This window comes from Achromobacter pulmonis, from assembly GCF_002885955.2.
In the GTDB taxonomy this organism is placed as follows: domain Bacteria; phylum Pseudomonadota; class Gammaproteobacteria; order Burkholderiales; family Burkholderiaceae_B; genus Achromobacter; species Achromobacter pulmonis_A.
Genome location: NZ_POQS01000009.1, coordinates 58,134 through 71,659, shown reverse-complemented (window position 1 = coordinate 71,659; position 13,526 = coordinate 58,134). Strand labels below are relative to the sequence as shown.

Here is a 13,526-nt window from a genome sequence, read left to right as displayed (position 1 = left end):
TTGTTCCTTGCTTCTTGCTTCTTGTTTGGGCCGCCCGTCGGGGCGGGCGCCGGGGTTGCTCGCGCCCACGATTGCGGTCCGGAGCCTTCGCTCCGGACTCCCCCCTCGTCATCCTCGTCCTCGCCTCCGGCGACTCCTTCGGATTCCCTCGGGCGCATCGAGGTTGCTCGCAACCCCGACACCCGCCCCGACGGGCTCGTTCATCTTGGATCGTGACGCTGCTGCGCCTGGGATTGCGACGAAATTTGCGGGGTCGCCGTTTTCGGCCGCGCGGGCGCCCGAAAACGGCATATGCCTATGTTTGTGGCGGGCGGTGGTTCGCTTGCGCGCTTGCGCTGAGGTGCTTGCTAATGGATCTTCAGTTCTTGTGGGGGTGGTGATGGGCGGCGCGCGGCGCAGAGCAGTTTGCGCATGCCGGCCTGTGCCGCGCGCCGCCCATCCAGCACTGGAGTTAACGTGACGGGTGTTCGCTGGCGCGCAGTGTCACCGCTGGATGCAAGACGCCGCGTATGCCCGAAGAGGCCGCCCGCGCGGCCTCTTCGGGCGGGCACCGCAAGATCTACTGTCATACCCGGGCGTCTTAAGAGCCCCACACGCCGCAAGAATTCAAAGTCAAGACCGGCTTCGCAGCCAGTCTTCCAGATCATCCGCGGGCAGCGGCGGAGAGAACAGGAAGCCCTGGCCGGCGGCGCAGCCTTGTTCGATCAGGAAGCGGCGCTGTTCCTCGTTTTCCACGCCTTCGGCCACCACGGGCAGGCTCAGGCTTTCGCCGATGCGGATGACGGCGCTGGTCAGGGCGCGGGCGGCGTCGTCGCTTTCCAGGCCCTGGACGAAGCTGCGGTCCAGTTTGAGTTCGTCCACGATCAGGCGGCGCAGGTGGCCCAGGCTGGAAAAGCCGGTGCCGAAGTCGTCCATGGACAGGCGCACGCCCAGGCGGTGCAGTTCGGCGATGGTGCGCAGCGTGCCGGCGGTGGCGTCCAGCACCACGCTTTCGGTGATTTCCAGCATCAGGTCCGCGGGGGCCAGGCCGAACTCCGTCAGGGTCAGCTCTATCATGCGCGGCAGGTTGAGGTTGTGGAAGTTGGTCGCCGACAGGTTCACCGACACGGACGGGACCTGCAGGCCCTTGCCGCGCCAGATCGCCAGTTGCGAGCAGGCCTCGCGCAGGGCCCAGTCGCCCAGGTCGCCGATCAGGCCGCATTCCTCGGCCAGGGGCACGAAGCGCGCGGGGGAGATGTCGCCCAGGTTCGGGTGGCGCCAGCGGGCCAGCGCCTCCACCCCGTAGAGCGCGCCGTTTTTCAGGCCGACCTGGGGCTGGTAGTGCAGGCGCAGCGCCTTTTCTTCGAGCGCGTCGCGCAGGGCCGCTTCCAGCGCCAGGCGTTCCTGGGCCTGGCGGTTCATTTCGGCGCTGAAGAAGGAGATGCGGTTGCGTCCGGCCGTCTTGGCCTGGTACATCGCCATGTCGGCATGGCGCAGCAGCGTGTCCATGTCGCGGCCGTTCTCGGGGAACACGCTGATGCCGATGCTGACCGACGGGTTCAGCGTGATGCCGCCGACCGAGAACGGCTGGGCCAGCGTCACCAGCACCTGTTCGGCGGCGGCGGTCAGGCGGCCGTGCTCGAAGTCGGGCATCAGCATCACGAACTCGTCGCCGGACAGCCTGCCGACGATGTCGCTGGGGCGCACCAGCCGGCGCAGGCGCTGGGCCACGTCGCGCAGCAGCGCGTCGCCCACCGGGTGGCCGAGCGTGTCGTTGACCTGTTTGAAGCGGTCCAGGTCCAGGAACAGCACCGCCACGCGCTTGCGTTCCGGTTCGGCGCGCGCGATGGCCTGTTCGGACTGCGCCAGCAGCAGGTTGCGGTTGGGCAGGCCGGTCAGTTCGTCGTAGAACGCCAGTTGGCGGATGCGGGCGCGGGCCTCTTCGCGTTCCAGCGCGAGCGCGCACAGGTAGACGCATACGTCCACCAGCCGGTGGTGGAAATCGTCGGGCAGGCGGCGTTCGCGGAAATAGAAGGCGAAGGTGCCGATCACGCGGCCGTCGCTGGACTTGATGGGCGAGGACCAGCAGGCCTTGATGTCCTCGGGCAGCGGCAGGTCGCGGTAGCCGTCCCACAGCGGATCGGTGGAGATGTCCGGCACGATGACCGGCCGGCCGAGAAAGGCCGCGGTGCCGCAGGCGCCGGCCTGCGGGCCGATGGCCGCGCCGTCGAGCGCGTCGGTGTAGGCGGCCGGCAGGCTGGGCGCGGCCAGCGGACGCAGCAGGCCGGCCTCGTCCACGCGCAGCACGCAGGCCGCCAGCTCGGGGGCCAGGCGCTCGACCTCGCGGCACACCATGTTCATGACCTCGACCACGGAGGCCTCGTTCACCATGGCCTGCAGCACGCGGCGCTGCAGCACCTCGTGCACCTTGGTGGGCGTGATGTCGGTCAGCACGTCGACGATATTGACCAGCGCGCCGCGGTCGTCGAATACGGAGTTGGCCATCACCGACACCCACATCGGCCGCCCTACCCGGTCGTAGACCAGCACGTCCTTGTGGTAGCCGTCGCGGCAGGCGATGCGGCGCGCCAGCTCTTCGCGCGTGCCGCCGTCCTGGCGTCCGCCCGACAGTAGTTCGCCCAGCTCCTGGGCCACCGCGTCGCCGCGGGAGAACCCCAGCATGCGCTTGAATCCGTCGTTGACATACACGATGCGGCCGTCGCGGCCCGACACGGCGACGGCGTTGCCGGTCTCGTTGATGCCCAGCAGCAGCAGGCGGATCTCTTCCTGGCGCTCGGCGTCGGCGATGGAGCGCCGCGAAATGACGGAAATCCGGGCGACCTCGCCGTCCTGGCCGCGGATCGGCAGGTAGGTGGCCTCGATCCACAGGAAACCGCCCTGCTTGCAGCGGTAGCGGCAGGTGCCCGAGAAGTGCCGGCCGCCCAGCAGGCGCGCCCAGATCTGTTCGCCGCCGACGATGCCCTTGCCCTCGTCCATGCTGTCGCACAGCATGTCGTGGCGCAGGCCGGGGACTTCGGCGCGGTCATGGCCCACCGCGGCGAGGAAGTTTTCGTTCGCGTTCAGCAAGGCGCCGGCCGGATCGAAATCGAACAGCAGCAGCGCCCGATCCATCGAAGTCAGGTAATGGTCCGTGCTCCAGGCGGCGCCTCGCTGCTGCTCTCGGGAAACGCCTGGATTGGATTCAAGCATAAGGGGCTCCATGCCGGATAGCGGCTGATCCGGTTTCATTCAACGCTTGGGAAAACCCAGCGCGACACGGTCGCGACCGTCCTGCTTGGCCAGGTACAGGGCCTGGTCCGCGCGGCTCAACGTCTCCGAAAAAGTCTCTCCCAACTGGTGGTAGGCCATGCCTATGCTGATGGTCAGCCGCAGCACGCCGTCGCCGGCGGCGATGCTCAAGGCCCGCACCGCGCCGACCAGCCGGTCCATGACGCGCTGGGCCGCCTCGGCCTGGGTGTTGGGCAGCAGCACCAGGAATTCCTCGCCGCCCCAGCGGCCGCACAGGTCGTATTCGCGCAGGTTCTTGCACAGCACCCCGGCCAGCTCGACCAGCGCGCGGTCGCCGGTTTCGTGGCCGTAGCGGTCGTTGACCGACTTGAAGTGGTCCACGTCCAGCATCGCCACCACGAAGCTCTCGCCGCCGCGCGACGCGCGCTGCACCTCCTGCTTGATCATGTCCATCAGCGCGCGCCGGTTCAGCAGGCCCGTCAGCGGATCGCGGTTGGAGGTCTCCAGGAGCGCGACGTTGAGGTCGCGCATCATGCTCTGGTAGTGATCGGAGATCCGCGCGATGCGGGTAAGCCTGCGCAACTGCCGGTCGAAGCGGTCGCACAGGCCCAGTTCGCGCTCGTGCGCCATGCTCTGGTAGGCGTCGGACAGCTGCGTCACGCGCTCGATGCGCGCCATCTGCTCGGCCGTATGCCGCCACAGCGCCTCCAACGCCTCGCGCAGCGGATGGCCCGCGTAGGCGGGGTCGGCCAGCAGCTCGGCGATATGTTGGTCCAGCAGGGCGGCGTTGGGTTTCATTGGCGGCCGACGACGGAAAAGGGAAAGGTGCAGTCTTCCTTGAATTCTTCGGCCAGCTCGCCCACGCGTTCGTTGCGCATGTCGTAGTACCAGGTCACGCTGACCTCGCGGCCCTTGCCGTGCGCCACCTCCAGCAGGTCGAAGATGTCCATGACGGACTTGATGCTGCTGGTGTTCAGGTACAGCAGTTCCAGCTCCAGCTTCAGCGGCGCCGTGCCGCCTTGCAGGTAGGCCTCGACCCATTCGATGACCGGGCCGAACAGCTCGAAGGAATTCTCGGGATAGGAGTCGCCGCGCATCGACAGCACGCCGGCGGCGGCATCCGTATCGATGGCGGGCGTGGACTGGGTCCCGGGAATGTTGAGGTCTTTCATGCGTTACTCCGAAAATATGGCTGGGGCGCTCGCGCTTTCAAATCACGACGCTCAGGCTGAAGAAGGCCTGCCCCGCGTCCGCGGCGGGCGTCAGGCTGGCTTGCAGCGGCGCGCCGGCGCGGCGGGCGATGTCGATCAGTCCCAGCCCCGCGCCCGAGGCGACGCCCTGGGCGCGCGGCTTGTGCAGCTGCTGCTTGTATTCGGCCTTCAGCGCCGGCTTGTCCAGCGCCGCCAGTTCCTGGATGCGCGCGACCAGCTGCTGGCCGTCCTCGTCCCTGACCAGGTTGCCGGCCGACACCACGTAGCGGCTGTCGTCGCGCCGGCCGATCACGACGGTGGCCGACGCATCGCCGTCGCCGCGCAGGGCGGCGTACTGGCGGATGTTCTGGATCATCTCGATGTAGACCGAGAACACGTCCATGGCCTCGGCCGGCCGGGCGTGCTCGGCGTTCAGGTAGTTCTTGAGCGCATTGCCGATTTCTTCGATCAGGCTGCGGGAAATCGGTCCGTTGAAGCACAGCAAGGTGCGATTCTGGTTGAATCGTTCGCCCAATGCGTAGAGATCGGAGGCATTCATGAGGGTTACGCCCTGATTACGATTATTCGAAACGGAACGACAGCAAGGTGATGTCGTCCCGCTGCGGCAGTCCGCCCTGGTACTCGGCCAGCGCCTGGGTGAAGGCGGCCGCCTGTTCGCTCAACGGCAGGCGCGCATGCCGCTTGAGCATGGCGGCGAAGCGCGTGTTGCCGAAACCGAAGCCATGCTCGCCTCCGGCCTGGTCCAGGAACCCGTCCGTGGCGAGGTAATAAGTCCAGCCGGGCTCCAGTTTCAATTCGACGTTCTCGTAGACGGCGCTGCGCTTGTCGCCCAGCGCGCGCCTGCCGCCGGGCACTTCCTGCAGCGCCTCGCCGTTGCTTGCGTACAGGCTGATCTTGGCGCCCGCGTAGCGCAGCCGGCCAGCGTGGCGGTCAATATATACCAGCCCGGCATCGGTATTGGTGGCCAGCGCCCGCGGCAGTTGCGCGTCCGCAAGCATGGCGCGGATCGCGCCGTCGGTGCGGCCCAGGATGGCCGCCGGATCGGCCGGTCCGGCCTCGGTGATGGCCAGGTCGATGGCCGCGCGCGCCAGCATGGTCATCAGCGCGCCGGGCACGCCGTGGCCGGCGCAGTCCATGATGCCCAGCAGGCAGTTGGCGCCGTCGGAACGGAACACGTAGAAGTCGCCGCCGACCACGTCGCGCGGCTTCCACAGCACGAAATGGTGCGCGCCCAGCGACTGCGTCATCTGGCGGTCCGGCAGGATGGCGCGCTGGATCAGGCTGGCGTAGTCGATGGAGTCGTCGATCTTCTTGTGGGCCGCGGCCATGGCGCGGTTGGCGTCCTCCAGCTCGGAGGTGCGTTCGCGCACCTTGGTCTCCAGCTCGGCCGTGTGCTGGCGCACCTTGTCGGCCATCACGCCGAAGGCGCGGCTGAGGTCGCCGATCTCGTCCTGCCCGCCCGGCGGCAGGCGCACGTCGTAGCTGCCGTCCGCGATGGCCCGCGCCGACTGCTGCAGGCGGCGCAGCGGGCGCAGCATCAGCCGCTCGATGGCGTAGCCGAAGCACAGCAGCATGGCCGCGAACAGCACCACCAGGCCGATCGCCGCCGGCCATACCCAGTCCGTGTTCAGCACGCGCGCCGCGCCCAGGTCCACCATGGTCAGCACGTGCCAGTGCAGTTCCGGCATGTAGGCCACCGACACCAGCTGGCGCACGCCGCCCATCGTCACCCAGGCCGACTGCACCGACTGCGGATCGGCCTGGGCGGCCTGCATGGCCGCGGCCAGCCGCTCGCGCCCGCCCTTGCCGTCGATCAGGTTGAACACCTTGCCGCGGCCCTGGTCGGCGCCGCCGGCGCCCGAGTTGTAGGCGATCAGCGAGGCGTCCATGTGCGCCTGGATCGCGCCGTCGGCATCGACGATGATGGGCGTGACGCCGGGCTGGCCGCTGTGCACGAACTCGCGCAGGAAGCCGCCGACGTCCAGCGCCGAGCCGGTCAGGCCCATGACCCGGTCGCCGTCGCGCACCTGCACGTTGATCCACACTTTGGTGGTCTGCAGCTTCAGGTCCGGGTTGACGTTGATGTTGTATTTGGCTGGCGACTTCAGCGTCAGGTAGAACCAGCCGTCGTCGGCCGCGGTCTGGCTGAGCGTGTAGCGCGGCGTCTCGGACAGCGGCTGGTCGTCGTTGAAGTAGTAATTGCCGGAAGCGGCGCTGGCGATGAAATAGGCCCGGCCCAGCAGGTCGCGGCGGTAGCCGTCGGCTTCACGGAAGAACAGTTCGCGCGCGGCCGGATCGCTTTCGTGGCGCAGCCAGCGGCGCGTCACTTCGCTGTCGGCCAGCCGCAGCGACAGCGCCAGCTCGCGCGAGATCGGGGCCAGCACGCGCTGGCGGCTCAACTGCGTGAAATTATCGGCGTAGGCCCGTCCGAAGTATTCCCGGACCCCGTCCAGCACCTGCCAGCCGATCAAGGCCGCCGGCGCCAGCGCGACCACACAGGCCAGCAACAGCGCCATCAACGATTTTTTGCGCAAACCCCATTTCGCCATGCGAAGTCTTCCTGACAGCTCGAATAAGACGCGATGTGCGTAAAAAGGGGACGCGAGCTTTGCCGCAGCCAAAAAACGGCCATTTGCCGCGCGATCGCCCCGCCTTCCGGTTGCGGGCGCACCACGCGGCTTGCCCGGCGCGACAAGTGTAGATAACAGTAGATGTAAATGAAACAGTCGAAAACGAGTGTAAGCATTCACGGCGGGGGAAGTTTCAAATTTGCAATATAAATACTGATTTATTGCAATTTATATCAATCCAAATCCGCCGGGCATCATGCCACTGCAGCTTTCCCGCTACACGCCCAGATAGCGCTCCCACAGCCCGCGGTCGGCGTCCAGGGCCTGCGAGTCGCCGGTCCACACCACCTTGCCGCGCTCCAGGATCACGTGGCGGTCGGCCAGGCTCAGCAGTCTTTCGACATATTTGTCGATGACCAGGATGGTCTGCCCCGCCTGGCGCAGCCGCGCCAGGCAGTTCCAGATCTCCTCGCGGATCTTGGGCGCCAGGCCTTCGGTGGCCTCGTCCAGGATCAGCAGCCGGGGATTGGTCACCAGCGCCCGCCCGATGGCCAGCATCTGCTGCTCGCCGCCGGAGAGCTGGTTGCCCATGTTGCGCGCGCGCTCCTGCAGGCGCGGAAACAGCTCGAATACGCGCTCGGGGGTCCAGGGCTCGCCGATGTCGGGGTTGCGCCCGGCCGTGAAGGCGGTCAGGTGCTCGCGCACGGTCAGGTTGGGAAAGCACTGGCGCCCTTCCGGCACGATGGCCATGCCGGTCCGCGCGATGCGGTCCGGGCTCCAGCCGCTGATGTCCTGCCCGGCGAAATGGATGCTGCCGCCACGCAGCGGCAGCTGGCCGAACAGGGTGCGCAGCAGCGTGGTCTTGCCCATGCCGTTGCGGCCCAGCAGCGTCACCACCTGGCCCGCGCCGATCTGCAGGTCCACGCCGAACAGCACCTGGCTGGCGCCGTAGCCGCTTTTGGCCGCTTCGATGGTCAGCATCACACGGTCTCCTCGTCGCCCAGGTAGGCTTGGCGCACCTCGGGATTGGCGCGGATTTCGTCCGGCGCGCCGGTCGCGATGACGCGGCCATACACCAGCACCGACAGGCGGTCGGCCAGGCGGAACACCGCCTGCATATCGTGTTCGACCAGCAGCATGGCGGCGCGCCCGCGCAGGGATTCGATCAGTTCGGTCAGGCGCACGGTCTCGTCCGGCCCCATGCCGGCCATGGGCTCGTCCAGCAGCAGCACGCTCGGCCTTGCGGCCAGCGCCAGCGCGAACTCGACCTTGCGCTGTTCGCCATGCGGCAGCGTGCCGGCCGGGCGCGCCAGCAGGCTGGCGTCGATGGCGCACTCGCGCGCCAGTTCGCGCGCCTGCTCGTACAGCGCGGCCTCGGCCGCGCGCGCCTTCCAGAAGCGGAAGCTGGAGCCCGCGTGCGCCTGCACCGCCAGCACCAGGTTGTCCAGCACGCTGGACTGCTTGAAGATATTGGTGATCTGGTAGGAGCGCGACAGGCCGGCGGACACGCGCTGGTGCGCGTTCATGCCGGTGACGTCGCGCCCGCCCACGAGCAGCGTGCCCGAATCGGCCGCCAGCGTGCCCGACAGCAGATGGATCAGCGTGGACTTGCCGGCGCCGTTGGGCCCGATCAGGGCGTGGATCTCGCCGGGACGGAGCGTCAACGAGACGTTGTCGGTGGCCACCAGCGCGCCGAAGCGGCGCACCAGCGACGTGGCCTGCAGGGCCGGGGTTGCGGACGCGTTCATGATCCCACCTTGCCGGATTGCGCGGCGGCGCGGCCGCCGAAGAGCGGGCCGAACAGGCCGACCAGGCCGCGCGGGGCGCCGAACACCACGCACAGCAGCAGCACGCCCAGCGGCAGGTGCCAGTATTCCGTCCACAGCCGCAGCACTTCCTCCAGGGTCAGCATCACCACCGCGCCCGCCACGCCGCCATAGCGCAGGCCGATGCCGCCGACCAGCACCATGATCAGCAGGTTGGCGGACTGGGTCCAGTGCATCAGGCTGGGCGAGATGAAAAGGTTGTGGTTGGCCAGCAGCGCGCCGGCCAGCCCGGCCACCGCGCCGCTGAGCGTGAAGGCGGTCAGCTTGAGACGGTAGACCGGATAGCCCATGGACTCCATGCGCGATTCGTTCTCGCGTATGCCTTGCAGCGCCGTGCCGAAGCGCGAGGCCACCACGCGCCCGAACACCCACATGATCAGCGCGAACAGCGCCAGCACCAGGTAATAGAAACTGACGTCATTGGCCAGGTCGATGCCGGGCAGGCTGGAATAGCCCGGCAGGTTGAGGCCGTCCTCGCCGCCGTACTGGCGCAACGAGATGAAGATGTAGAACAGCATCTGCGCGAAGGCCAGCGTGATCATGATGAAGTACACGCCGCGCGTGCGCAGCGAGATCGCGCCGGTGATGCAGGCCAGCACCGCGGCCAGCAGCATGGCGACGGGCCAGGCGACCAGCGCCGAGGTCACGCCCGACATGGCCAGGATGCCCACCGCGTAGGCGCCGGCGCCGAAGAACGCCGCGTGGCCCAGCGCCACCATGCCGCCATAGCCCAGGATCAGGTTCAGGCTGGTGGCGGCCAGGGCGTAGATCAGCACGCGCCGCACGAAGGAAATGTAGAAGTCCAGGCCCAGGGCCGGCGCGACCAGCGGGAACACCGCGAGCGCGGCCAGCAGGACCACGGTCCAGACGATCGATCTCATGCTCAACCCCGCGCCGGAAACAGGCCCGACGGCCGGAACACCAGCACCGCCGCCATCAATACGTAAATGGCGATGGCCGCCAGCGTCGGTCCGACGCTGGAAGCCACGGCCGGCGAAAAGACCTGGCGCAGCAGCATGGGCAGAAAGGCGCGCCCCGCCGTGTCGACCATGCCCACCAGCAGCGCGCCGACGAAGGCGCCACGGATCGAGCCGATGCCGCCGATGACGATGCACACCAGCACCAGGATCAGGATTTCCTCGCCCATGCCCACCTGCACCGAGGTGATCGGACCCAGCAGCGCGCCGGCCACGGCGGCCAGCATGGCGCCCAGCGCGAACACGCCCAGGAACAGCAGCGGCACCCGCACGCCCATCAGCGTGGCCATCTGGCGGTTGGACGCGCCGGCGCGCACCAGGACGCCGGCGCGGGTGCGCGTGACGAACCAGTACAGGCCCGCGGCCGCGGCCACGCCGAACACGATGATCATCAGGCGGTAGGCCGGATACAGCAGGTCGGGCAGCAGCCGCACCGGCCCGGACAGGGCGGCCGGCATGTTCAGCATGACCGGGGCCGGGCCCCAGATCATCTTGACCAGGTCATTGGCGATGAGAATGACGGCATAGGTGCCCAGCACCTGGGCCAGGTGGTCGCGCAGCGCCAGGCGTCGGATGAGCACGAGTTCCAGCACCACGCCGACCAGGCCGGTGGCGACGGCCGCCACCAGGACGGCGGCGGTGAATGAACCCGTGCGCTGCATGGTCTCGGCCGCCACGTAGGCGCCGGCCATGTAGAGCGAGCCGTGAGCCAGATTCATGATGTCCATGATGCCGAACACCAGGGTCAGCCCGGCCGCGATCAAAAACAACATCAACCCAAACTGCAGACCGTTCAGCAATTGCTCGACGATCAGCGTAAACGTCATGAAATTTCCTCTGGAGAGCCCACCCCCGAAGCGCTGCGCGCTTCCCCCTCAAGGGGGCGTCGCGACGGACCGGCAAAGCCGGCTCCGTGCGACCCCGCACCGTACAACCGCAACGTCCTATAGCTTGCAGTCGCCTACGTACACGTCCTGGTACTTGTCGAACACCTTGCCCACCAGCTTGTTGGTGACGCGGCCGCTGCCGTCCTTCTCGACGACGCGCAGGTAATAGGCCTGGATCGGGTAGTGGTTCTTGCCGTAGGTGTAGCTGCCGCGCACCGAGGGATAGTCGGCCTTCTCCAGCGCCTTGATGATGGCGGCGCGGTCCGAGGCCTTGCCGCCGGCCTGCTTGACGGCGGCGTCCATGGCCATGATCACGTCGTAGGACTGGGCGGCGTAGACCGAGGGATAGCGGCCGTTGTATTCCTTGCGGAAGGCCTCGACGAAGGCCTTGTTCTGCGGCACGTCGAGGTCATGCGCCCATTGCGCGGTGTTGTACATGCCCAGCATGGGATCGCCCACCGCCTGGATCACGTCCTCGTCGGCGGAAAAGCCCGGGCCGATCAGCTTGACGCTTTGCGACAGGCCGGTCGAGACGAACTGCTTGACGAAGTTGATGCCCATGCCGCCGGGCAGGAAGATGTAGACGGCGTCGGGCTTGGCCGCGCGGATCTGCGCCAGTTCGGCGGCGTAGTCGATCTGGCCGAGCTTGGTGTAGACCTCGTCGCCCGGCGGCGTCTTGTAGCCGCGCTTGAAGCCGGCCAGCGCGTCCTTGCCCGCCGGGTAGTCGGGGGCCATGATGAACATCTTCTTGAAGCCGCGGTCCGCGGCGACCTTGCCGGCCGCCTCGTGGAAGGCGTCGTTCTGGTACGAGGTGCCGAACCAGTAGGCGTTGCACTGCGAGCCGGCGAACTGGCTGGGGCCGGGATTGTTCGACAGGTAGGGAACCTTGGCCGCGAACAGCGCCGGGCCCACGGCCAGCGCCACGTTCGAGCCGATGGGGCCGGTGAAGAAATCGATCTTTTCGCGCTGGATGTAGCGCGTGACCAGCTGGCGCGCCTGATCGGGGTTGCCGCCCATGTCGGTCTGCAGGAATTCGGCGGGCTGTCCGCCCAGCTTGCCGCCGAGCTGCTTGATGGCCAGGTTGAAACCGTCGCGGGCTTCGGCGCCCAGGGCCGAGAACGGGCCGGAGATGTCGTTGGCGATGCCGACCTTGATGGTGTCGGCGCCGGCCAGCGCCGGCGCCAGGGCCGCGGCGGCCAGAAGGGAAGTGATCAAACGCATGGTGGTGTGCTCCGTGCGCGAGCCGCGCAGAGGTTGTTCTTCTTCAGGGTGCGATGCGAAAGACTTCTGTGCCCGGCCTGCCGGCGTTTTGCGCCGTCTCCGGGGCTACCCCGATCCCCCGTCGTTGCACGGGGGAAAGCTGGCGTGGTTCATAGTTTAGGTTTAAAGTATCCCCCAAAACAAGTCTAGGGTTTTTACCAACGGGTTCACGAACCGCGACCGCCATGGCCACCCTCTACCGCAATTATGACCGCGCCGCGCTGGACGTCCAGTACAACGCTCGCGCGACAGTACCCGACATCCAGCCCATACTCAAGCAATACGCCGAGGACAGCGCGCTGGCGCGGCGCACGCTGGACTGCGTGCTGGACGTGTCCTATGGCGAGCATGCCGACGAATCGCTGGACATCTTCCCGGCCGCCGGCGGCGCGCGCGGCGCGCCGGTGTTCGTATACATCCACGGCGGCTACTGGCGCCTGCTGTCCAAGAGCGATTCCAGCAACATGGCGCCGGCCTTCACCCGCGCCGGCGCGGTGGTGGTGGCGGTGAACTATTCGCTGGCGCCGGCCGTCACGCTCGACCGCATCGTGGACCAGAACCGGCGCGCGCTGGCCTGGGTCCACCGCCATATCGCCGAATACGGCGGCGACCCGGCGCGCATCCACATCTGCGGCAGTTCGGCCGGCGGGCATCTGGTGGGCGCGCTGCTGGCCGGCGGCTGGCATGCCGGCTACGAGGTCCCGCCCGACGTGATCCGCGGCGCGGCGCCGCTGTCGGGCCTGTTCGACCTGCGTCCGCTGGTGCACACCCATATCAATGAGTGGATGCGCATGAGCGAGGCCGACGCCATCCGCAACAGCCCCGCCCTGCAGCTGCCGCAAACGGGCTGCCCGCTGCTGGTGAGCTACGGCGAAACCGAGACCGACGAGTTCAAGCGCCAGTCCGACGACTATCTCGCCGCCTGGCGCGAACGCGGTTTTCCCGGCCGTTATGTGCCGATGCCCGGCACCAACCATTACGACATCGTGCTCAGTCTGAACGATCCCAACAGCCCGCTGACCCGCGCCATCTTCGAGCAGATGGGTCTGGCAACCGTCCGGTAATCCGCCATGATCAACGCCCCCGACCTGGAATCCCGCGCCGCGCCGGACGACCACCATGCGCTGCGCCTGTGGCTGCGCATGCTGACCTGCGCCAATCTCGTCGAAAGCGAGATCCGCAGCCGCCTGCGCACCGAGTTCGACACCACGCTGCCGCGCTTCGACCTGATGGCGCAGCTGCAGCGCGCGCCCAAGGGCATGAAGATGGGCGAGCTGTCGCGCCACATGATGGTCACCAACGGCAATATCACCGGCATCACGGACCAGCTCGAAAAAGAAGGGCTGGTGGTGCGCACCAAGGTCGAATCCGACCGCCGCAGCTCGCTCATCAAGCTGACGCCGCTGGGCAGGAAGAGCTTCGCGCGCATGGCGCGCGCCCATGAATCCTGGGTCAAGTCCATGTTCGGCGATCTGCCCGAGTCCACCCGCAATGCGCTGTTTCAGGCCTTGGGCGAACTCAAGTTGCAGGTGGTCGCCACCCGCTCGGCGGCGGCCAAGAACTGAGC

At 67.6% G+C, this 13,526-nt stretch carries 12 protein-coding genes and 1 pseudogene; 2 read left to right on the top strand and 11 right to left on the bottom strand.

What is annotated here, in order from left to right; all coding sequences use genetic code 11:
- Positions 1 to 612: 612 nt before the first annotated feature.
- From C1I89_RS28930 to C1I89_RS28885, 11 genes and pseudogenes are all read right to left on the bottom strand, one after another.
- A complete protein-coding gene (locus C1I89_RS28930) occupies positions 613 to 3,189 on the bottom strand; it encodes a sensor domain-containing protein (protein ID WP_258231550.1) in 2,577 nt (858 codons plus the stop codon).
- 39 nt (positions 3,190 to 3,228) lie between these two features.
- Positions 3,229 to 4,026: a biofilm regulation diguanylate cyclase SiaD gene (gene siaD / locus C1I89_RS28925; RefSeq protein ID WP_102775728.1), complete on the bottom strand. Its 798-nt coding sequence runs from the start codon at positions 4,024 to 4,026 to the stop codon at positions 3,229 to 3,231.
- Positions 4,023 to 4,400, bottom strand: a complete 378-nt coding sequence (gene siaC, locus C1I89_RS28920; protein ID WP_102775727.1) for a biofilm regulation phosphoprotein SiaC — start codon at positions 4,398 to 4,400, stop codon at positions 4,023 to 4,025. The genes siaD and siaC overlap by 4 nt, the downstream gene beginning before the upstream one ends.
- A gap of 37 nt (positions 4,401 to 4,437) precedes the next feature.
- Positions 4,438 to 4,977: a biofilm regulation protein kinase SiaB gene (gene siaB, locus C1I89_RS28915; protein ID WP_102775726.1), complete on the bottom strand. Its 540-nt coding sequence runs from the start codon at positions 4,975 to 4,977 to the stop codon at positions 4,438 to 4,440.
- A gap of 22 nt (positions 4,978 to 4,999) precedes the next feature.
- Positions 5,000 to 6,988: a biofilm regulation protein phosphatase SiaA gene (gene siaA, locus C1I89_RS28910; RefSeq protein ID WP_219929620.1), complete on the bottom strand. Its 1,989-nt coding sequence runs from the start codon at positions 6,986 to 6,988 to the stop codon at positions 5,000 to 5,002.
- A 297-nt stretch (positions 6,989 to 7,285) separates the two neighbouring features.
- Complete coding sequence (locus C1I89_RS28905; protein WP_102775725.1) at positions 7,286 to 7,990, bottom strand: ABC transporter ATP-binding protein; 705 nt, start codon at positions 7,988 to 7,990, stop codon at positions 7,286 to 7,288.
- On the bottom strand, positions 7,990 to 8,127 hold the full coding sequence (locus tag C1I89_RS36055; RefSeq protein WP_440130671.1) for a hypothetical protein: 138 nt from the start codon (positions 8,125 to 8,127) through the stop codon (positions 7,990 to 7,992). The genes C1I89_RS28905 and C1I89_RS36055 overlap by 1 nt, the downstream gene beginning before the upstream one ends.
- A gap of 99 nt (positions 8,128 to 8,226) precedes the next feature.
- A pseudogene (locus C1I89_RS36050) lies at positions 8,227 to 8,676 on the bottom strand (ATP-binding cassette domain-containing protein); the annotation flags it as partial.
- A gap of 77 nt (positions 8,677 to 8,753) precedes the next feature.
- Positions 8,754 to 9,716 carry a branched-chain amino acid ABC transporter permease gene (locus C1I89_RS28895; RefSeq protein WP_102775723.1) on the bottom strand — a complete coding sequence of 321 codons (963 nt, stop codon included), beginning with the start codon at positions 9,714 to 9,716 and terminating at the stop codon, positions 8,754 to 8,756.
- A 2-nt stretch (positions 9,717 to 9,718) separates the two neighbouring features.
- Positions 9,719 to 10,639 carry a branched-chain amino acid ABC transporter permease gene (locus tag C1I89_RS28890; RefSeq protein WP_102775722.1) on the bottom strand — a complete coding sequence of 307 codons (921 nt, stop codon included), beginning with the start codon at positions 10,637 to 10,639 and terminating at the stop codon, positions 9,719 to 9,721.
- A gap of 117 nt (positions 10,640 to 10,756) precedes the next feature.
- Positions 10,757 to 11,920 (bottom strand): ABC transporter substrate-binding protein, encoded by a 1,164-nt coding sequence (locus C1I89_RS28885; protein ID WP_102775721.1) that lies wholly within the window; start codon positions 11,918 to 11,920, stop codon positions 10,757 to 10,759.
- A gap of 224 nt (positions 11,921 to 12,144) precedes the next feature.
- Here C1I89_RS28885 and C1I89_RS28880 point away from each other — a divergent pair, with 224 nt between their 5' ends.
- Together C1I89_RS28880 and C1I89_RS28875 are read left to right on the top strand one after the other, a co-directional pair.
- Positions 12,145 to 13,023, top strand: coding sequence for an alpha/beta hydrolase (locus C1I89_RS28880; RefSeq protein WP_102775720.1), 879 nt, complete (start codon positions 12,145 to 12,147; stop codon positions 13,021 to 13,023).
- A gap of 6 nt (positions 13,024 to 13,029) precedes the next feature.
- On the top strand, positions 13,030 to 13,524 hold the full coding sequence (locus tag C1I89_RS28875) for a MarR family winged helix-turn-helix transcriptional regulator (protein WP_102775719.1): 495 nt from the start codon (positions 13,030 to 13,032) through the stop codon (positions 13,522 to 13,524).
- The last annotated feature ends 2 nt before the right edge of the window (positions 13,525 to 13,526 follow it).

What these genes read in the sequence shown, in the direction of transcription:
- C1I89_RS28895 (WP_102775723.1), bottom strand. Translation starts at nt 9,716, where the DNA reads ATGAGATCGATCGTCTGGACCGTGGTCCTGCTGGCCGCGCTCGCGGTG.
- siaC (WP_102775727.1), bottom strand. Translation starts at nt 4,400, where the DNA reads ATGAAAGACCTCAACATTCCCGGGACCCAGTCCACGCCCGCCATCGAT.
- siaB (WP_102775726.1), bottom strand. Translation starts at nt 4,977, where the DNA reads ATGAATGCCTCCGATCTCTACGCATTGGGCGAACGATTCAACCAGAAT.
- C1I89_RS28890 (WP_102775722.1), bottom strand. Translation starts at nt 10,639, where the DNA reads ATGACGTTTACGCTGATCGTCGAGCAATTGCTGAACGGTCTGCAGTTT.
- C1I89_RS28930 (WP_258231550.1), bottom strand. Translation starts at nt 3,189, where the DNA reads ATGCTTGAATCCAATCCAGGCGTTTCCCGAGAGCAGCAGCGAGGCGCC.
- C1I89_RS28885 (WP_102775721.1), bottom strand. Translation starts at nt 11,920, where the DNA reads ATGCGTTTGATCACTTCCCTTCTGGCCGCCGCGGCCCTGGCGCCGGCG.
- C1I89_RS28905 (WP_102775725.1), bottom strand. Translation starts at nt 7,990, where the DNA reads ATGCTGACCATCGAAGCGGCCAAAAGCGGCTACGGCGCCAGCCAGGTG.
- siaD (WP_102775728.1), bottom strand. Translation starts at nt 4,026, where the DNA reads ATGAAACCCAACGCCGCCCTGCTGGACCAACATATCGCCGAGCTGCTG.
- C1I89_RS28880 (WP_102775720.1), top strand. Translation starts at nt 12,145, where the DNA reads ATGGCCACCCTCTACCGCAATTATGACCGCGCCGCGCTGGACGTCCAG.
- siaA (WP_219929620.1), bottom strand. Translation starts at nt 6,988, where the DNA reads ATGGCGAAATGGGGTTTGCGCAAAAAATCGTTGATGGCGCTGTTGCTG.
- C1I89_RS28875 (WP_102775719.1), top strand. Translation starts at nt 13,030, where the DNA reads ATGATCAACGCCCCCGACCTGGAATCCCGCGCCGCGCCGGACGACCAC.
- C1I89_RS36055 (WP_440130671.1), bottom strand. Translation starts at nt 8,127, where the DNA reads ATGCAGGCGGTGTTCCGCCTGGCCGACCGCCTGTCGGTGCTGGTGTAT.